Source organism: Candidatus Eisenbacteria bacterium, assembly GCA_020847735.1.
In the GTDB taxonomy this organism is placed as follows: Bacteria; Eisenbacteria; RBG-16-71-46; order RBG-16-71-46; family RBG-16-71-46; genus CAIXRL01.
This window is the reverse complement of record JADLBL010000024.1, coordinates 88,391-107,903: the sequence shown is the minus strand read 5'-3', so window position 1 is coordinate 107,903 and position 19,513 is coordinate 88,391. Positions and strand designations below refer to the sequence as shown.

The following is a 19,513-nucleotide window of genomic DNA, read 5'->3' as shown; positions in this document are numbered from 1 at the left end:
TCAGTGGCCGCTCCCGGTCGCCGCTTCCTCGGAGGTTTGCGGACGACCTTCCGCGAAGCGGATCAGCGTCCGCGCCAGCCGCTCGGCGGCGTCCGGCCGCGCGAACAGACGGGCGTTCGCCGACATCCGCGACAGCGCCTGTCGGTCCGCCAGCAGGTGCGCGATCTCCTTCGCCAGGCGCTCCCCGGTCAGCTCGCCATCGAGGATGCAGACGGCTGCGCCCCGGTCCACGAGGTTCGCGGCGTTGACCTCCTGGTGATTGTGGGCCGCGAACGGATACGGCACCAGCACCGACGGCAGGCCGCACACGGCGATCTCGGCGAGCGTCATCGCGCCCGAGCGGCAGACGACGAGGTCGGCCGCCGCGTACGCCAGGTGCATGTTCTTGATGAACGGCATGACGGTCGCCGGCAGGCCTTCGGCCTGGACCGCCGCGAGCACGCGCTCGTAGTCGGGACGGCCGGTCTGCAGGATGAACTGCACCTCGAGGCGGCCCTTGAGGCGGCGCAGCGCCTCGATCGCGGCCTCGTTGATGCGCCGGGCGCCGAGGCTGCCGCCGAACACGAACACGGTGAGGCGGCCCGGGGTCAGTGCGAACTCGCGCATCGCCGTCTCGTGGTCGCCCGACAGGATGTGCGCGCGGACCGGGTTGCCGGTGACCTTGAGGTTGTCCTTGCGCGCGAACCAGGTGCGCGCCTCGAGGAACGACAGGTGCACCTCGTTGGCGATGCGCGCGAGCAGCCGGTTGGCCAGCCCCGGAATGCTGTTCTGCTCCTGCAGCACGAGCGGCCGGCCGAGCAGCCGCGCCGCGAACGACAGCGGCGCGCTCACGTAGCCGCCCGTCCCCAGCACGACCTGCGGACTCTCGGCCAGCACCACCCACAGGGCCTGCAGAAGGCCGAAGAGGTTGACGAGGGCGGCCCACGGCCACTCCCACCAGCGCCGGCGATTGAACCCGGCCGAGACCACGTAGCGGATGCGGAAGCCGGCCTCGGGCACCGCCTGCGCCTCGAGGCCGCCGCGGGTGCCGACGAACACCACCTCGCAGTTGCGCCGCTGGTGCTTCAGTTCCTCGGCCACGGCGATCCCGGGGAAGACGTGACCGCCGGTGCCGCCGCCCGCGATCAGGACCTTCACGCCCCCTCCCTCGCCCAGCGCTGCCGGGTGAGCGCCTCGGATTCGCCGTTGAGGGCGCTGATGCGGTACAGGATGCCGGCGGCCGCGAGGTTCACGAGCAGCGCCGAGCCGCCGTACGAGACGAACGGCAGCGGCAGGCCGGTGGTCGGAGCCACGCCGGTCGCGACGGCCAGGTTGGCCAGCGCGTAAAGGCCGATCTGCACGGTGAGTCCTCCCGCCACGAGGCCGGCGAAGGGTTCGGAGCAGCGCGCCGCGACGCGCATGCCGCGCCACAGGAACAGTCCGATGACGACCAGCAGCGCCGTCGTCCCGATGAAGCCCAGTTCCTCGGCGATGATCGAGAAGATGAAGTCGGTGTGCGCCTCGGGCAGGAACAGCAGCTTCTGCATGCCCGCGCCGAGGCCGCGACCGGCGAGGCCGCCCGAGCCGATGGCGATGAGCGACTGGTTGAGCTGGAAGCCGGCGTCGTGCGCGTCGGCGCGGCCGACGGCGAAGTCCGCGAACGTCTGGACGCGGCGCATCATGTACGGGTGCGTCGCCAGCGCCACCGCGGCGGCGCCCACGCCCGCGGCCACCGGCGCGACGAGATGGCGAAGCGGAGCGCCCGAGAGGAACAGCATCACGAAGCCGGTCGCGAGCAGCAGCGCCGCGGAGCTGAGATTCGGCTGCTTGAGAATGAGCGCCGCCACGCCGCCGACGATCAGCAGTGGCGGCACCAGCCCGCGCCAGAAACCGCGGTCCGCGACCGGCCGGCGCTTGAGCCACCAGGCGAGGAACACCACGGCCGCGACGCGCGCCAGGTCGGTCGGCTGCAGGGACAGCATGCCGACCCGCAGCCAGCGCGTCGCGCCGTTCGACATGTGGCCCACCGCGACGACCGCGACGAGGAGCGCGCACGCTCCGCCCAGGAGCCACGGCGCGAGGGACTCGAGGAACTTCAGGCTGAGCGCGCGGGCGCACGCCCACAGCGCCCCGATGCCCAGCAGCGTCCGGAACGCCTGCTGGCGGAGATAGAAGTTCTCGTCGCCCTTGCGGACGAAGGCGGTGAACGAACTCGACGAATAGACCATCACGAGGCCGATCGCCGTCAGCACCAGCGCCAGCACGATGATCCAGCGATCCCCTCGGGTCATTCCCGCACGCCTCCCTGCGCGAGCCGGGCCACTTCTTCCTTGAAGCGGCGTCCGCGGTCTTCGTAGTCCCGGAACATGTCGAACGAAGCGCAGCCCGGCGAAAGCAGGACCACGCCCCCCGTACCGGCCGCACGGTACGCGACCGCGACCGCTTCGGCCAGCGTTTCCGCTCGCTCCTGCGGAACTCCGCGCCAGGCGCTCGCCATGGCCGCCGCCCCCTCGCCGATCAGGACCAGCTGCCGGACGTGCCGGCGGACCAGGGCCGCGAGCGGCGCGAAATCCTGCCCCTTGTCGCGGCCACCGGCGATCAGGACGACCGGCCGCTCGAAGCTCCGCAGCGCCACCGACAGCGAATCGGTGTTCGTGGCCTTGGAGTCGTTCACGAACCGCACGCCGTTGACCTCTCCGGCCGCCTCCAGGCGGTGCTCGAGACCGGCGTAGGCGGCGAGAACGCTCCGAAGCGCCGCCGCCGGCGGCTCCATCGGCATGACGGTGGCCAGCGCCGCCAGCGCGTTGGCGAGGTTGTGCGGGCCGGGCAGGCGGACGTCCGTCCGCGCCATCAGCCGCTCCCGCCCGCCCCGGCGGGCCAGCACCAGTTCGCCCGCTTCGTGAAAGGCGCCGTCGTCCACCGCGCGCGCGACCGAGAACTCGAGCGGCGAGGCCAGACCGCCGCGGCCCGCGACCAGCGGGTCGTCGGCGTTCCGAACGGCGTAGTCGCCCTCGTCCTGGCGCTCGAACAGGCGCTGCTTGAGGGCCGCGTAGTCCGCGAGGCTGCCGTGCCGGTCGAGATGGTCCGGGGTCAGGTTCAGCCAGGTCGCGACGAACGGCTTGAGCTTCGCGACCGTTTCGAGCTGGAAGGACGAGACCTCGACCACCAGCAGCCCGGCGTCGCTCACGTCCTCGGCCACCTCGCACAGCGCCCGGCCGATGTTGCCGCAGACGGCGACCTCGCGCCCCGCGGCGCGCAGCAGCGCGCCCGTCAGGTCGGTGGTCGTGCTCTTGCCGTTGGTGCCGGTGATGCAGACGAGCGGCGCGCGCGCGGCGAGGAATCCCAGCTCCAGCTCGCCGATCACCGCCAGCCCCCGCTCGCGCGCGGCCGTCGCGAGCGGATGGTCCGCCCGGATGCCGGGGCTCCAGACGACGAAGTCGCGCCCGTCGAGCAGCGCCGCGTCGTCGCGCCCCCAGGCGACCTCGATGCCCTCGCCGGCGAGCGCGCGCGCCGGCTCGGGCAGATCCGCGGCGCCGCGGCGGTCGCAGATCCGCACCTCGGCGCCGTGACGCGCGAGCAGGCGCGCGGCGGCGACGCCGCTGCGGGCGGCGCCCGCGACGAGCGGCCGGCGACCGGGCAGCGGATGATGCCGGTCGAGGGTCACTGGAGCTTGAACGTCGTCAGGGACAGCATCGCCAGCAGGACGCCGACGATGTAGAAGCGCAGCACCACCCGCGACTCGGCCCAGCCCATCAGCTCGAAATGATGGTGCAGCGGAGACATGCGGAAGATGCGCCGGCCCGTCAGCTTGAACGACGCCACCTGCAGCATCACGGAGGCCGCCTCGGCCACGAACACCCCGCCGACCAGCACCAGCCAGAACTCGCGCTTGATGAGCACCGCCACCACGCCGAGCGCCCCGCCGAGCGCCAGCGAGCCGGTGTCGCCCATGAACACGTTCGCGGGATGACAGTTGAACCACAGGAAGCCGAGCGAGGCGCCGAGCACCGCGGCGCAGAACACCGTCAGCTCGCCGCTGTAGGCGAGATGGGTGATGTTGAGGTACTCGCTGAACTTGAGGTGGCCGCTCACGTAGCACATGCCCGCGAACGACACGGCCGCGATGGCGACGAGTCCCGAGGCGAGCCCGTCGAGGCCGTCCGTCAGGTTCACCGCGTTCGACGAGCCGGTGATGACGAGGATCACGAACGGCACGAACATCCAGCCGAAGTCGAAGAACGTGCGCTTGAGGAACGGCACGTGCGTGCCCGTGGACGAAACGTTCGGCTCCGGGTAGGCGAGGATGAGGGCGCCGACGACGGCGCCGATCGCGACCTGTCCGACCAGCTTCCATCGTCCGAGCAGTCCCTTGGGGTAGTTCTTCACCACCCGCAGCCAGTCGTCGAGGAACCCGAGGCCGCCGAGCCAGACGGTGGTGAGCAGCGCGATCCACAGCTGACGCGAGTGGAAGTTGCCCCACAGCAGGCAGGGCACCACGATCGAGGTGACGATCAGCAGCCCGCCCATGGTCGGCGTCCCTGCCTTGCCGAGGTGCGACTGCGGCCCTTCCTGGCGGACCTTCTGTCCGAGCCTGACGCGCCGCAGCCAGTCGATCATGAGCGGTCCGAACAGGAAGCTGATGAGCAGCGCCGTGACGGCGGCGTAGGCGGAGCGAAACGTGATGTAGCGAAAGACGTTCAGCACCGACAACCCGGCGATCTCGTGCAACGGATAGACCCATTCGTAGAACACGTCAGTCCTCCGTCCCGAGGCCTTCGAGCACCTGCTCGAGGGCGGCGCCGCGCGACGCCTTGAGCAGCACGACCATTCCCGGCGCGAGCGTCTCGCGCAGGACCTTCGCCAGTTCGGCCTTGTCGGCGAACACCCGCGCCTCGATCCCCGTGGCGCGCGCCCCGGCGGCATATTCGCGCGCGTGGGTCCCGACCGTCCACAGTTCCGCGTCCCGCACCTTCGCGCCGGTTTCCCGGTGCAGCCGGGCGGCCGTTCCCCCCAGCTCGAGCATGTCGCCGAGCACGGCGATCCGCCGCCGCGCCCCGGCCCAGCCGGCGAGGGTCTCGAGCGCCGCCGCGGTCGAGTCCGGGTTGGCGTTGTAGCAGTCCACCAGCAGCGTCGCGCCCCGGGCGCGCCGGACCTCCATGCGTCCCGGGAGCGGCCGGTGCGCCTCGAGCGCGTCGGCCACCGCGCGCGGATCGAGCCGCCACTCGCGCGCGACCGCGAAGGCCGCGAGCGCGTTCGCGGCCTGGTGGCGGCCGACGAGCCGCAGGTGCACGGGCGGGAAGCCCTCGACCTCGAGGCGCGAGCCCTCCGCCCCGAGGTCCTCGTAGCGCGACGGCCGCACGTCCGCATCGCGGGCGAAACCGTAGGTCGTCACCCGCGCCTTCGTGCCCTTCACGGCGGCGACCAGGCGCGGCGAGTCGGCGCCGACGAAGGCCGGGCGCCCGGGTTCGAGCGCCAGGACGAGCGACGCCTTCTCGCGCGCGATGCCTTCCAGCGAGCCGACGCCCTCGAGGTGCGCGGTGCCGGCGTTGGTCACGATCGCCGCGTCCGGGCGAGCGATGGCCGCGAGGGCCGCGATCTCGCCCGGGTTGCTCATCGCCATCTCGACGACCGCCACCTCGTGCTCGGGCCGGAGGGCGAGCAGCGTCAGCGGGACGCCCCAGTGGTTGTTGAGGTTTCCGCGCGTGCGCAGCGTCGGCGCCGCGGTCGCGAAGGCGGCCGCGACCAGCTCCTTGGTCGTGGTCTTGCCCACGCTGCCGGTGACACCGATCAGCAGGCCCGGCCACGCCTCGCGGTACTTCTGCGCCAGCCGCTGCAGGCCCGCGGTCACGTCGTCCACCAGCACGAGCGGACCGAGGCCCAGGTGCGCGATCGCCGGGTGCAGTTCGCGCGCGCACAGCGCCGCGGCCGCGCCCTTCGCGAACGCCTCGTCGAGGAACGCGTGGCCGTCCACGCGCGAACCGGGCAGCGGAACGAACAGCATGCCGGGCTCGATCGCGCGCGTGTCGAGCGTCGCGCCGGTGACGGGACGCGCGAGCAGGGTCTCGCGCGCGGCCGGACCCGGCGGCACGTCGGTCACGATCAGGTCGCCGTTCGCCCACTGCGCGAGACGGACGAGCGTGAGCGCGGGGGCGGCCGCCTTCGGGGTGCCGGCGTTCACGCCGGAACTCCGAGGAGTTCGCGGGCCACCGCGCGGTCGTCGAAGGGCTGCACGTTCGTGCCGAGCGTCTGCGTCGTCTCGTGTCCCTTGCCGGCGACGAGCACGACGTCGCCCGGCCGCGCGGAGGAGAGCGCCGCGCCGATCGCCTCGCGACGGTCGAGGATCGTCTCGAGCGCGCCGTCCGGCGCACCGGCGGCGATGGCGGCGGCGATCGCGGCCGGGTCCTCGGTGCGCGGGTTGTCGTTCGTGATCCAGGCGCGGTCGGCGAGGCGCGCCGCGATCGCGCCCATGAGCGGGCGCTTGCCGCGATCGCGATCGCCGCCGCAGCCGAAGACGCACAGCACGCGGCCGCTCGCGTGCTCGCGGCAGGCCGCGAGCGCGCGCTCGAGCGCGTCGGGCGTGTGCGCGTAGTCCACGAGCACCGCGAACGGCCGGCCGGCCGCGACGCTTTCCAGCCGGCCGGGCACGCCGGCGAACGAGCCGAGCGCGCGCTCGATCGTGCCGGGCGCGATTCCGAGCGCGAGCGCGGCCGCGTAGGCGCCCGCGGCGTTCAGCGCGTTGAAGCGGCCGAACATCGGCAGCGTCACGCCGCGCTCCCCCGCCACCACGCCGTCGCGGTCCAGGTGGAGCCGCAACCCGAGCCCCGCCGGACCCACATCGATCCGCTCGAGCGCCACCTCGAGCGGCAGGGCCGGAGGCACGTCGCCCAGGTCGGCGCCGAATGTGCAGGGCGTCTGCCCGCCGCGCCGCGCGGCGTCGAGCACCCGCGGGGCCGCGGGGTCACCGGCGTTGACGACCGCGACCGTGCGCTTGCCGGCCCCGCCGTTGCGGCCGTCGAACAGCATCAGCTTGGCGTCGAGGTAGGCTTCCATGGTGCCGTGGTAATCGAGATGGTCCTGCGTCAGGTTGGTGAACAGCGTGACGTCGCACGCGAGGCCCCACGTGCGGCGCTGCACGAGCGCGTGGCTGCTCGCTTCCATCGCGACCGCGGCGAGCCCGCGGTCGCGCATCTCGGCGAGCAGCGCCTGCAGGTCCGGGGCTTCCGGCGTGGTGAACGCGCTCGGGCGCTCCTCCCCGGCGATCCGGATGCCGGTGGTGCCGATCCGGCCCGCGCTCCAGCCGGCGGCCGTGAAGATCGCCTCCAGCATGCAGGCCGTCGTCGTCTTGCCGTTCGTACCCGTCACGGCCACGATCTTCATCGCGCGGGACGGGTCGCCGTGGAGTCGGCAGGCCATCGCCGCCAGCGCCAGTCGCGGCTCGGGCGTTTCGATCACCGTCGCGCCCTCGGCGCGGGTTCCGGGCGGACCGACGACGACGCGTGCCCCCGCCGCGACCGCGGCGGACACGAAGCGCGCGCCGTCGTCCTTCGCTCCGGCCAGCGCGAAGAACACGTCGCCCGGCCGCACGCGCCGCGAATCGAGCGCCAGGCCCGTCACCCCGACATCGTCGGAGCCTCGCACGCCGAGGCTGCCGAGGCCGGTGAGCAGTTCGCGCAGCCTCACGGCCGGTGGGCCGGCGCCGCCGCGACGCTCGCGATCGCTCCGGGCTTGCCGGGCGCTTCGGGCACCTCGCACCACAGGCGGCAGACCTGAGCGAGCGGCAGCGGGGTCCCGGGCGCGGGATCCTGGCGCACCACGAGCCCGTGCCCGAAAAGGCGCGGCCGCACCTGGCGGGCGGTGAGCTGGCGCAGCGCTTCGCGCATCGGCAGGCCGGTCAGGTCTGGAAGCATCGCGTGCGACGAATCGCCGGGCGGCGAAAGCCAGGCGGTGACGGAGCCGCCGCGATCCACCGGCTGGCCGGCGGCCGGCGACTGCGAGAGCACGCGGAGTCCCTGTCCCTCGAAGCGCGCGCGCAGTCCGAAGCCGCTCAGCAGGCGCTCCGCCTCCCTCGCCGGGAGCATCCGCAGGTCGGGCGCGATGACGCCCGGGACCGCCGGCGGGCGAGCTGCGACCGGACCGTCCACCGGCCCGAGGAGGCCCTCGCGCCGGCGCATCAGGTCGAGGACGATCTCGCGGAAGACCGGCGCGGCCACCTGCCCGCCGTAATAGAGGTTGCGGGGCGGCTCGTCGAGCACCACCACGCCGACGATGCGGGGCCGGTCGGCGGGAGCGATGCCGGCGAACGACGCGATGTACATGCCCCTGCCGTAGCCGCCGGTCGCGGCGTCGTACTTCTGCGCCGTGCCCGTCTTGCCCGCGATCTCGAAGCCGTCGAGCCGTGCGCTCGTCGCCGTGCCGCTGTCCACGACCGCGCACAGCATCCGGCGCAGCGTCGCGGTCGTCGCCTCGCTGAAGACGCGATGCCGGGGCTGCGGCGACCAGCGGCGCACGAGCCGTCCGGTGCTCGAGCGCTCCTCGCGCACCAGCATCGGCTCCATGAGCACGCCGCCGTTCGCGATCGCGCCGTAGGCCAGCGCCAGCTGCAGCGGGGTGACCGCGATCTCCTGTCCCATCGCGATGGTCGGGGCCGAGCGCGGCTGCCAGCTCGACACGGGCCGCAGCTTGCCGGAGGCCTCGCCCGGGAACTCGACGCCCGTCAGGCTGCCGAAGCCGAGCGCGTTCGAGTAGCGGTAGAGCCGGTCGGCGCCGAGGCGCAGGCCGAGCTTCGCGCAGACGATGTTGCTCGAATGCTGGATGGCGCCGAAGAACGTGTAGCCGGCGCTGGGATGCGAATCGCGCAGCCGGAAACCCGGGAAGATCTCGGCCGACCCGGTGGTCGAGGCGGTGAAGTACTCGTTCGTGCGCGCGACGTTCTCCTCGAGCGCCGCGCCCGCGACCACGATCTTGTACGTCGAGCCCGGCTCGTACTGGTCGGTGAAGGTCCAGTTCTTCGCCTTGCCCGCTTCGAGGTGCGGCACGCACGCGGCGGCGAGGATCTCGCCGGTCCACGGGTCGAGGAACAGCGCGAAGCCGCGCCGCGCCCCGAGCGTGTCCACCGCCCGCGCGAGATGTCGCTCGACGATGGCCTGCAGGTCGGCGTCGAGGGTGAGCACCAGCGAGGAACCGTCGCGGGCGGCACGGTGCTCGGCGCCCGGCAGCCGCAGCAGGCGCCGCGTCCCGGCGCGAATGGCGGTGACCCAGCCGGACTGTCCGGCGAGCCGCGAATCGAACTGGTACTCGATCCCGTCCACGCCGGCGTTGTCGCGGTTCGTCCGTCCGAGGATCTCGCTCGCCGCGGGTCCGAGCCGGTACTCCCGGCGCGTCTCGTCCTCGACGTCGAGGCCCTCGATGCGCAGCGCGCGGACGCGCTCGCCGACCTCGGGCGGGAGGTCCTCGGTGATCCACCGGTAGCCGCGCGCCTCGTCGAGCCTGCGGCGCAGCTTCGCGACCGGTTCACCGAGGATGGGCCCGAGCTGCTGTGCCGCGCGAAGCGGGCTCTTCAGCTGCGGCCGGTACACGGCGATACGGCTCACCCGCAGGTCGCGGGCGAGGACCGCGCCATGGCGGTCGAGCAGTTCGCCGCGCTCCGGGATCAGCTTGAGCCGGAGCTGCTGGTTCTCGGCCGCGCGCGCGAGGAACTGGTCGTGCAGGGCGATCTGCAGCCAGCCCACCCGCACCCAGAGCCCCAGCAGCACCACGAAGAGGCCGGCCGCGACCATCAGCACCCGACTCTTGCGCATTTCCCTGTGGGCCACGTTCCCTCCCTGGAACGGCGGTTCACGCAGACCGCCTGCCCCACGTGCGCGGTGCTGTGGCGCGGCCGGCACATTGAAATCCGGTCGCCCCTGTCGAACGAGCGGATCAGTTCACGCCACGACCTCGCGCCGCGGCCTCGGGCACGATCGCCTCGAGCGCCCGGCCCGCGAGCGCGAGCAGCGGCGTGGTCGGTGCGGACGCCGGGCGTCCCGGCGCGGGTTCGAGATACTCCTCCGGAAGCGTCACGATGCGGTGCGGATCCACCGGCTTCAGTCCGAGCGCGCCCGCGACGGGACCGAGTTGCGAGCGGCTGGAGCTCTGGTCGAGCCGCGAGTTCGTCCACGCCCGCTCGGCGTTCGCCTGCTGGAGGAGTTCGGTGCTGCGTCCGAGCCGCATGCTCAGGCTGGCGACCGTCGAGGTCTGCCAGACCTCGATCAGCAGCACCGCGAGCACCACGGCCGCGAGCAGCACGAACTGCGGCCGGACGGCCGGCGCGTCCGGGACGCGCCAGGATGAAAGGGTTCGACGGCTCATCGCGGCTTCCTCCGAAACGCCCTCAGGCGCGCGCTGCGGGCGCGCGGGTTCGATCGCTGCTCCTCACTCGAGGGAACGACGACCCTGCGCGTCAGCTCTTCCCAGGGACCGGCCGACTCCCCGTCGTCCATGACGGGGAGTCGGCGCGACGGCATCACGCGCGGCGCACCGCGCAGCGCGTGCTTCACCCGGCGATCCTCGCCGGAGTGGTACGACAGCGTCACGACCACACCGCCCTCCCGCAGCGCGTCCGGCAACCACGCCAGCGCGGCCTCGAGGTCGGTCATCTCGTCGTTCGTCCAGATGCGCAGCGCCTGGAAGACCGGCGCCAGCGTCTTCGGGCGCGCGTCGCCGAGCTGCCGCGCGACCAGCTCCGCGAGCTGGCGCGTCGTGCGCAGCGAACCGGCGCGGGCCGCCGCGACGATCGCGCGCGCGAGCCGGCCGGCGGCGCGAACGTCACCGTGCTCGCGCAGCACCGCCGCGACCTCCGCCTCGTCGGCGCGGGCCAGCCGGTCGGCGAGCGGCTCCCCGTGCGTGGGATCCATCCGCTGGTCGAGCGGGCCATCGTGCGAGAACGAGATGCCGCGGGCCGGGTCGTCGATCTGCCGCGAGGACAGGCCGAAATCGAACAGGGCGCCGGCGAGCGGCTCGCCGCCCGCGTCGCGGTGCGCCCGCGGAAGGTCGCGAAAGCGCGCGTGGCGGAGCATCACGCGGTCTCCGAAGCGCGCCAGGCGCTCCGCGGAGACGGCGAGCGCCGCCGGGTCGCGATCGCAGCCGAGCAGCCGGACGCCGGGCCCGGCGCCGAGCAGCGCGTCCGCGTGCCCGCCGTCGCCCAGCGTCGCGTCGAGGTACAGGCCGGGCCCGCCGAGCAGGTAGTGCAGCGTCTCGCGCACCAGCACCGGCTCATGACGCACGCTCACCGAACGACCCGTCCTGGCGACTCGACGGCAGGAACGCCTCGTCCGCCGGACCGAAGGCGCCGACGAGGGGATCGCAGCCCGCGAGGCGGAAGAGATCACGCAGGTAGCGGCTCAGGCCGCCGAGCGCCACGCCGCCGGAGCGCGCTTCGAAACGCGTGAGCGCGGCGACCAGCCGCGGCACCAGGCGGTAGTCGATGTGGCGCACCGCCGAACAGTCCACGAGCAGCCGCTCGACCCCGCGCGCCGCCAGGTCGTCCAGCGTCTGTTCGAACCGGCGCTGGGCCGACAGGTCGATCCAGCCGCGCAGTTCGAGCACCGCGAGCCGCCCCGCCGGGCGCTCGTGCAACTCGATGCGCGCGCCCGCGCCGTGGCGACCGCGCGTGAACTGCAGGTGCACGGTGAGCGCGCCTCGCGGCTCGGGCGTCTGGAGTGGAGCGACCATCACGGATTCCCCAGCGACTCTTCGTACAGCTCGTCGAGGTTCGAGACGGTCGGCTCGGTGTTCTGCTTGAACCTCTCCGGCGACCAGATCTCGAGCCTGCCCACTTGTCCGTGCAGGACGGCTTCCCTGCCGAGGCCTGCACGGTTCAACAGCGACGATGGAATCGAGATGCGTCCCTGCTTGTCCACCGTCACCTTGCTCGCACCGAGGAGGAACGCCCTCGCGAAGTCCCGCTGCTTCCGCGTGCCGACCGAGAGCTGGTAGAGCCGTTCCTCGAACTTCGTCCAACCGTCTTCGCTGAAGAGCCACAGGCAGCCGCCGAGACCGAACACGAGAACGAAGTTCTTCAGCGGTTGCTTGCGACCGGTGACCTTGCGCAGCGACGCCGGAATGACCAGCCGACCCTTGTCGTCAATCGAGTAGTTCTCGGTTACGTAGAAGGTCGTCATCCGTCCGCTCGCGCCACCGGGTTCCACCGCCTCCCCGATTTCCCCCCGTTTCCCCAAAAACTACCACCAACGAGGCGGCACAATAGTCGCGTGTTCGACGGGCGTCAAAGAAAAACGTGCGTCCGACCCGCGAAAAATGCGGCGCTGCACGAACGTGCAGCACGACGCTCGCGCTCGCGGCGTTCCGCGCGGCTCCGGCGCCTCAGTGGCGGGCGGCGATCGAGTCGTACACGGCCCACTCGATCCGGTAGAACGAGTAGACCACCGCGTCGGGCCGGGCGATGCCCAGGTTCGGCACCGCGGCGCTGCCGAGCGGAACCAGCGCGTCGCCGAAGCGGCTGCGCGTCATCAGCTCGTCGGCGCGCGCTGCGCGATCCACGAGGTACTGCGGCCGCTCGACACGGGCGAACGAGAAGTTCGCGACCATGTCCTCCGGCGACTCGTGCTCGAGCAGCGGAACGATCCTCGGCGAGACGAGCCCGGCCAGGTCCAGCACCGGGCGCTGACTGAAGTAGCCGATCGCGCCGATGTCGGGAGACGCGATCGTGTCGCCCGGGCGCGTGTGCTCGCCGAACCAGCGTCCCCACGGCACGAGGCTCTGCCGCAGGCCGGCGCTGAACGACCGCACCTGCGGCAGCACCAGGTTCGTGTAGGTGAAGAGGCACTGGATGAGCGCCAGCGCCGCGAGCGCCGTGCCGAGCACCGCGGCGCCCTTGCGCAGTTCCGGCGCCGGTTCCGCCCCCGCCCACCAGCGCTCCACCGCCCGCCAGGCGAGCCAGGCGAGCACGGGCATCAGCGGCAGCAGGTAGCGGGACAGCACCGGCACCCCGCGCATCACGTACAGCACCGGCAGCGCGAACAGCCACACCCAGGGCAGCAGCCGCTGCGCCTGGAACCGGCTCGGCCACAGGCGGGCACCCCCGAAACCGACGGCGGCGACCAGCGCGCCCGCGAGCACGGCATCCGAGAAGCCGACGATGCCGACCTGCCGCTTGAGCGTGTCGAGCACGTAGGCCCAGCCGACGCCGCCGGCGACCTTCGCCGACAGCGTGTTCGGCCAGAAGGTGCCGAAATACAGCCGCGCGAACAGCAGCCAGCCGCCGTAGATGAACGCCGGCGGCAGCAGACCGGCGATCAGCCGCCGCACGCCCTCGCGCGAGTCGGTGTCGATGACCAGGAACACCAGCCAGAGCAGCAGCAAGAAGACGGCCTCCGGACGCGTGAGAGCCGCGAGCGCCCACAGCGCCCCCGTGCGCACCGGGCGCGCGCCCCACTGCCGGCCCTCGGTGAAGGCCACGAAGCCCGCGAGCACGAGCGCGACCGCGAGCGGCGTCTCCATGCCCGAGACCGACCAGCGGATCATCCACGGGTGCGCCGCCCAGACGATGGTCGCGAGGCCGCGCAACACCGGCAGGCGCAAGTTGCGCCGCATGAGCTGAAGGAAAAGCACCACCGAGGCCAGGGTCGCGACCGCGCCCAGCACGCGCGCCGTCGCGAGGCCGCCGAAGCCGAGCGCGATGCCGTCCGCGATGAGCGCGACCCACAACGGACTCGTGCTCCCGTAGACGCGCTCTCCCGGGTTGAAGACGAACCCCTTGCCTTCGGCGAGATGACGCGCGTACTGCAGGTGGATGAAGGTGTCGTCCGTCAGATAGCCGCGCACCGGCCACATCAGCGCCGCGGCCAGGGCCAGCGCCAGCACCAGGCAGACGATCTCGAGCCGCGTGAGCCGCCCGTCGGGGTTCGCGGTCACGTCCGTCCTCCGCCGAGGCCGCCGAGCAGGCCGGCGAGGCGGGCCGCCAGGCGTGGCCGGGCGTGCTCGTCCAGCCAGCCGGGCCGATCGTCGGGTGCGCGTCCGTCGTGCATCCAGTGCGTGTACCTCGTTTCGAGCTCGCGCGCCAGCGCCGCGCGGTCGCCGGGCGGAAGCACCGTCCCTCCCGCGCGCCGCACGAGCTCGGCGGCCTCGTCGCGCTCCGGCAGCAGCGCGACGATCGGGCGCCCCGAGTCGAGGTATTCGTAGAGCTTGCCCGGAACCATCGTGCGGTAGCCCCCGCCGCGGGGCTTCCACAGCAGCAGCACGTCGGCCGCGCGCTGCAGCCGGCGGGACCCGGCGTGCGGAAGCGCACCCGGAAAGCGGACGATGCCCTTGAGCCCGAGGGCCAGCGAGCGGTCCTCGTAGTCGAGGTCGTAGGGGCCCGCCAGGTCCACGCGCAGCCGGCGGCGCATGCCGGTGTCGCCGGCGAGCACGTCGTGCACGGCCTCGAGCAGCGTGCCCGCGTCCTCCATGAGCGAGAGCGTGCCGGTGAACGCGAGGCGGAAGCGGTCCGCGTCCGCCGCCTCCGGCGGGCCCCCGGCTTCGGGCTCGAAACCGTTCGGAAGGTGCTCGGCGCGACGCGCGAGCGTCGCGACCTGCTCCAGGTGCGTGCGCGAGGCGGCGAGCACCAGGTCGGCCTGCGAGAGCACTCGGCGTTCCATCGCTTCGTGGCGCGCCCGGTGCCAGGCGGTCGGCGGCTCGCGGAACCGCAGTCCCACCCACGGGTCGCGGAAGTCGGCGACCCACGCGACTCCGAATCGCCGCGCGAGCGCGGCGCCGGCCAGGTGCACGCTGTCGGGCGGCGACGTCGTGAGCAGGGCGTCCACGCCGCCCGCGGCGAGCCGCGTCGCGGCCGCGGCCTGCGCGCGGCGGGCCCAGCCCGCGTACGCGTCGGGCAGCAGCCACCAGTCCGACAGCTTCCGCAGGCCGGCGAAGGTTCCGCCGCGGCGGGTGCCGCGGCCGCCGCGCAATCCGAAGCACGAGGCGAGCCCGCCGCCGGCGGCGACCCGGATCACCTCCGTCGCGGCCGGGACGCTCGCGAGCAGCGACTCGTCGCGCACCCAGTAGTCGTCCTCGCCGGCGCACACGACGGTGACGTCCCAGCCCTGCTCCGGCAGGTGGCGTGCGAACGACAGCACGCGATGCACTCCTCCGCCCGCGAGCGGCGGAAAGAAATAGGCGAGCACGAGCAGACGGCGGCTCATCGTGGGGAACCCGGGTCGTCGGGCAGCGGCCGCCCGGCCGCGAGCGCCGCGAACGCCCCTTCGATGCGGGCGAAGTTGCGGTGCCAGTCGCCGCGCTCGGCGATGACCGCCGCGTTCCGCGCCCGCGCCCGATCGCGCCAGCCGGAATCGGCGAGCGCCGCGTCGAGCGCCCGCTCCAGCGCGCCCGCGTCGCCGCGGGCGAACAGTCGCGCGCCCTCTCCGTCCGCCACCCATTCGCGATTGCCCTCGATGTCGCTCACCACCGGCACCGCGCCCGCCGACATGGCCTCGAGCAGCGACAGCGACGTCGAGTCGGAGTGCGAGGCCGAAAGGTACAGTTCGGCGCGCCCGAGCCACCGCGCCAGCTCGTCGGGCGCGAGGCGCCCCAGGAAGCGGAATCGCCCCGCCGGGAGAAGCGCCGACGCGAGTCGTTCGTGATCCGCGAGCCTCGAACCGTCGCCGGCGACGGCGAGGGACGCGTGCGGATGCCGCGACAACACGCCGGCCGCCGCCCGCAGGATCACCGGGATGTCGTAGACCGGCTCGTGCATGCGCGTGCTCAGCAGCAGTCCCGGCTCGCGCGAGGGCGCCGGCGCGAACCGCTCCCGGTCCACTCCCCACGGGATGGCGCGCACCGTCGCCGGACGGGCGCCGAGCGCGAGCGCCGCCCGCGCCAGGTTGTCGGCGTCGGCGATCACGAGCGACGCGCGCCGCAGCACGAAGCGCGCGCGCGCGCGCTGCAGCGGATCGCGCCGGCCCGCCACCAGCAGGTCGCTGCCCCACGCGGCCACCGACAGCGGCCGCAGTCCCGCGAGCGCCCCCATCAGGCCGTAGTTGGGAACGAAATGGGCGTCCACGATCCCGGGCGCGAACTCCCGCAACGCCCGGACCAGTGCCGGCACCGCGAGCGGATAGCGGACGAATCCCGGCAGCGGCGGGTTCGGCAGATGCCGCGCCGCCAGCGCCTCGGGTCCGCGTTCGAGCGAGAACAGCCGCACGTCGTGTCCGCGCGCGCGCAGGTGCTCGACCCAGCGGCGCGTGTGCACGACGGAGGCGTTCGAGAGCGTCGCGATCTTCACGCGGATTCCCCGCGCGCACGGCCGCGGCGCCAGCGCGCCTGCGCCCACGCCACCGTGCGCGCCAGCGCGCCAGCCCGTCGCGCATCCAGCCACAACACCGGGTAGCGAATCTCCTCCGCGCCCAGCGAGTGCTTGAAGGCGGCGACCCCGCCGAGACCCGTGCTCGCCCCGAGGTTCACTCGCACGCGGCCCGCGGCGGCCGCCCACTCGACGATGTGCCAGAGAAGCAGCGGGAACGCATGCAGGCGCCGCCCCGTCGGATGAGTCCCCCCCCACCACACGAACGTCTCGTGCGGGCCGTCGAGCGCCAGCGCCCCCGAGACGAGCTCGCCGGAGCGCCGCAGCGTGAAGAGCCGCGCCACCGGCCGGTCCGCGCCCGCTCCGAGCAGCCGCCGCGAGAGCTCGAGCGGCAGCGCGCGGTGGCCCCGCCACGACCTGCCCTGGGCCACGTGCAGCGCGTAGCAGCCTTCGAGCGCTTCCGGCTCCTCGGCGAACTCCAGGCCGCCGGCGCGGGCGCGACGCATCTCCTGGCGGTGCTTTCGATCCACGCGTGCGAGCGCCGCGTCGAGTCCGCCGGCGAGAGCGACGACGGAGCCGGCGAGCCGGCGCAGTTCGCCGCCCAGCGGTGCGAGCGCCGCCGCGTCCGGCGCGGGGCCCGCGGGACGCCACAGCGCCCACTCGCCGCCCACGGCGCGCAGTTCGCGCGCGAGAGCCTCGAACGCGCCGGCGACCTCGCGGTCCACCCGCTCGTGCTCGCCGGGCAGCGCGAGCGGCGCGCCGGGGAGCAGCATCGGCAGCGCGTGCAGCCAGTGGAGCCCCCCGCGACGTTCCACGATCACGGGCGCACCCCCCAGCGTCCGGCCTTCGCGCTCGACGATCGCGACCCGGGCGGCGCAGCCCGGCATCGCCGCCGCGAACGCCTCCCAGACCTCGGGGCGGTGCGCGGGCGAAGCGGACGGATCCGCGGCCAGCAGCGTCGCCCAGTCCCCCGGCGCGCGGTCCCGCCAGAGCGCCGCCATCGTGGCGCCTAGCGCAGCACGACGACGCGCGCGCCGGCCACGTGCCCGCCGCCCTGCGCGCGCACGAAGTACACGCCCGGACGCACGCGCGCGCCCTCGAGGTCGCGGCCGTCCCAGACCACCCGGTCGTTGCCGGAGGCGCTGAAGCGGTGCACGCAGCGGCCGTTCAGGTCGTAGATCTCGCCGGTGTACGCGCTCGCGTTTCCCGACAGCTTCAGGTCGAGCCCGATCGCGGGGAACTCGGCCGGATTGGGAAAGACGACGAGCCGCAGTGCCGGGATCGAGGGCGGCGGAGGCGGCACGTAGCCCGGGTCGAACCGCGAAAGCCCGCCGGCGGTCGCGAACCACACGACGCCGGTGACCGGATCCACGGCGATCGCGCGCACCTCGTCGTTCGCCAGCGGCGAGTTCGCGGTCCGGTAATCCACGGTCCCTCCCCCGCGGCGATACCGGCGGACACCGTCCACGGAACCGACCCAGACCGTGCCGTCGGGCGAGACGGCGAGCGGGTTCACGGCGCCGAGCGGCGCCGGCGCGCCGGGAATCTGCAGCGACGAGACGTAGTTGAAGTTCGACGAGTTGTAGCGCTGCAGATCGGTCGTCGAGAGCACCCACAGCGAGTCGCCGTAAAGCGCCAGCCCGAACACGTCGAGTGTCTCGGAGCGCGGCAGGGCGGTGAACGCCGGCACCACCGCGGGGTCGTCCGGAAGGCTGGCGTACGCGACGCCGCTGCCGGGAAAACCGGCCCAGATGCGGTTCGGGGTCCGCGAGCGGTCCACGACGAGCGCGCGAACCTGGTTGTCCGGAATGCCCGAGTTGGTGGATTTCCACACCGCCACGAGAGCGCCGCCCGGATCGAAGACGTCAATGCCGATCGGCGGCCGGCCGCCGCGATCCCACGTGTCGCCGCCGATGTAGACACGATCGAGGGCGTCGTAGGCCGCCGACCATCCCGCCGTGTGGGTGAGGAGCGAATCGGGACCGCCGCCGTACGGCAGGATCGGCCGGATCACATGGGGGGTGCCGGTCGAATCGTCGTAACGCTCGATGGCGAATCCCCAGAACGAGAACCACATCCTGCCCCGGGCATCGCGCAGCAGCGTGAAGGCGTTCTGGGGATTCAGGAACGAGGTGTCCTGAGCCGCGCCGCAGCAGTCGGACGGCCAGTTGCGCCAACGCCCGTTCTCGAGGCGCGCGACGCCCTGCGCGTTCGTGTTCACCCACACCCGGGCTCCGTCCACGGCCACGTTCTGGAGGTTGTTGCCCACCGGGCCCGGCAGCGCGACGTCGCTCCAGGGCGCGCCCTCGACGTGCAGGACGCCGTCGCGCATGGCGAACGTGGTGCCCGCGGGATCGGTCGCGAACTCGACCTCGCCGGGCGAAGGGCTGGTCGCGGTCGGCGAGGCGGGCAGAAGCGTCCACGCCGAGCCCGACCAGCGCCACAATCCCGACGCCGAGCTCGCGGTGATGCGGCCGAAGTCGTCACGCAGCAGGCGCACCACGCCCGCTCCGCCCGCGATGCTCCAGCGCCGGGTGGTCATGTTCCAGCGGTAGGGGTTGTTGTTGGCCAGCGCGAAGACCTCCCGGCCGTCGGTCGCCATGCTGAAGACGTTCCGGTTCACCAGCCCGGAGTCGAGCGCCGCCCAGCTCCTGAGGCCGGACGAGAGCAGCGACACGTAGACGCCGTCCCCGGTGCCGACGAACACGGAGTCGCGGACCACGACGACCCCGCGCACGCGATTGTCGCGGAACGGCGACGGCGTGCCGAGGTCCGGGACCGCTCCGGCCACGCGTGCGCCGTCCCAGAGCGCCAGCCCGCCCTGCGTGCCGATCCAGACCGAGTCCCCGAGCGCTCGCAGCGTGTTGACCGAATCCGACGGCAGGCCGTCGAACGCGTTCACGAGATCCCAGCGCGAACCGTCCTCCGACAACCGGCTCACTCCCATGCCCGGCGTGCCCGCCCACAGGCGCCCGCGGCGGTCGAACTCGAGCGCCGTGACGTCGTTGCTGGCCAGCCCTCCCGGCTCGCGCGTGAGGGACTCGAAGCCGCCGCTCGCGCGCAGGTAAAGGAGCAGTCCCGCGTCGTGCGACGCGATCCAGACCGTGTCCGTCAGGGCGATCATGTCGCTGCAATCCGCGAGCCGCACGTACGTCGTCCACGCCCCCGCGGCGCGGCCCGGCGCGGGCACGAGGGACAGGCACACGAGCGCCGCGATCGCGGCGAGCGCGGAGGGCCGCGCGTCCAACCGGCGAAGCATGG

The 19,513-nt window shown here is 73.3% G+C and carries 16 protein-coding genes; all 16 read right to left on the bottom strand.

From position 1 onward, the window contains the following. Positions 1-1,137, bottom strand: a complete 1,137-nt coding sequence (murG, locus tag IT347_13655; protein MCC6350626.1) for an undecaprenyldiphospho-muramoylpentapeptide beta-N-acetylglucosaminyltransferase — start codon at positions 1,135-1,137, stop codon at positions 1-3. Next, positions 1,134-2,270: a putative lipid II flippase FtsW gene (gene ftsW / locus IT347_13650; GenBank protein MCC6350625.1), complete on the bottom strand. Its 1,137-nt coding sequence runs from the start codon at positions 2,268-2,270 to the stop codon at positions 1,134-1,136. The genes murG and ftsW overlap by 4 nt, the downstream gene beginning before the upstream one ends. After that, positions 2,267-3,643, bottom strand: coding sequence for a UDP-N-acetylmuramoyl-L-alanine--D-glutamate ligase (gene murD, locus IT347_13645; protein MCC6350624.1), 1,377 nt, complete (start codon positions 3,641-3,643; stop codon positions 2,267-2,269). The genes ftsW and murD overlap by 4 nt, the downstream gene beginning before the upstream one ends. Beyond that, positions 3,640-4,731, bottom strand: a complete 1,092-nt coding sequence (locus IT347_13640; protein ID MCC6350623.1) for a phospho-N-acetylmuramoyl-pentapeptide-transferase — start codon at positions 4,729-4,731, stop codon at positions 3,640-3,642. Before IT347_13640 ends, murD begins: the two co-directional genes overlap by 4 nt. A gap of 1 nt (position 4,732) precedes the next feature. Continuing rightward, complete coding sequence (locus IT347_13635; protein MCC6350622.1) at positions 4,733-6,157, bottom strand: UDP-N-acetylmuramoyl-tripeptide--D-alanyl-D-alanine ligase; 1,425 nt, start codon at positions 6,155-6,157, stop codon at positions 4,733-4,735. Then, positions 6,154-7,659 carry a UDP-N-acetylmuramoyl-L-alanyl-D-glutamate--2,6-diaminopimelate ligase gene (locus IT347_13630; protein MCC6350621.1) on the bottom strand — a complete coding sequence of 502 codons (1,506 nt, stop codon included), beginning with the start codon at positions 7,657-7,659 and terminating at the stop codon, positions 6,154-6,156. Before IT347_13630 ends, IT347_13635 begins: the two co-directional genes overlap by 4 nt. Beyond that, positions 7,656-9,791 carry a transpeptidase family protein gene (locus IT347_13625; GenBank protein ID MCC6350620.1) on the bottom strand — a complete coding sequence of 712 codons (2,136 nt, stop codon included), beginning with the start codon at positions 9,789-9,791 and terminating at the stop codon, positions 7,656-7,658. Before IT347_13625 ends, IT347_13630 begins: the two co-directional genes overlap by 4 nt. Before the next feature lie 106 nt (positions 9,792-9,897). Continuing rightward, positions 9,898-10,326, bottom strand: coding sequence for a hypothetical protein (locus tag IT347_13620; protein ID MCC6350619.1), 429 nt, complete (start codon positions 10,324-10,326; stop codon positions 9,898-9,900). After that, entirely contained in the window at positions 10,323-11,246 is a 924-nt protein-coding gene (gene rsmH / locus IT347_13615; GenBank protein ID MCC6350618.1) for a 16S rRNA (cytosine(1402)-N(4))-methyltransferase RsmH, read from the bottom strand. Before rsmH ends, IT347_13620 begins: the two co-directional genes overlap by 4 nt. Further along, positions 11,230-11,688 carry an STAS domain-containing protein gene (locus IT347_13610; protein MCC6350617.1) on the bottom strand — a complete coding sequence of 153 codons (459 nt, stop codon included), beginning with the start codon at positions 11,686-11,688 and terminating at the stop codon, positions 11,230-11,232. Before IT347_13610 ends, rsmH begins: the two co-directional genes overlap by 17 nt. Beyond that, a complete protein-coding gene (locus IT347_13605) occupies positions 11,688-12,137 on the bottom strand; it encodes a division/cell wall cluster transcriptional repressor MraZ (GenBank protein MCC6350616.1) in 450 nt (149 codons plus the stop codon). Before IT347_13605 ends, IT347_13610 begins: the two co-directional genes overlap by 1 nt. A 202-nt stretch (positions 12,138-12,339) precedes the next feature. After that, entirely contained in the window at positions 12,340-13,890 is a 1,551-nt protein-coding gene (locus IT347_13600) for a hypothetical protein (protein ID MCC6350615.1), read from the bottom strand. Then, the gene (locus IT347_13595; protein ID MCC6350614.1) at positions 13,887-15,155 is read right to left on the bottom strand and encodes a glycosyltransferase; all 1,269 of its coding nucleotides are present in this window, start codon (positions 15,153-15,155) and stop codon (positions 13,887-13,889) included. Before IT347_13595 ends, IT347_13600 begins: the two co-directional genes overlap by 4 nt. After that, complete coding sequence (locus IT347_13590) at positions 15,152-16,234, bottom strand: glycosyltransferase (GenBank protein ID MCC6350613.1); 1,083 nt, start codon at positions 16,232-16,234, stop codon at positions 15,152-15,154. The genes IT347_13595 and IT347_13590 overlap by 4 nt, the downstream gene beginning before the upstream one ends. Then, entirely contained in the window at positions 16,231-17,253 is a 1,023-nt protein-coding gene (locus IT347_13585; GenBank protein ID MCC6350612.1) for a GNAT family N-acetyltransferase, read from the bottom strand. Before IT347_13585 ends, IT347_13590 begins: the two co-directional genes overlap by 4 nt. Positions 17,254-17,261: 8 nt before the next feature. Next, on the bottom strand, positions 17,262-19,511 hold the full coding sequence (locus IT347_13580; GenBank protein ID MCC6350611.1) for a T9SS type A sorting domain-containing protein: 2,250 nt from the start codon (positions 19,509-19,511) through the stop codon (positions 17,262-17,264). Between the last annotated feature and the right edge of the window lie 2 nt (positions 19,512-19,513).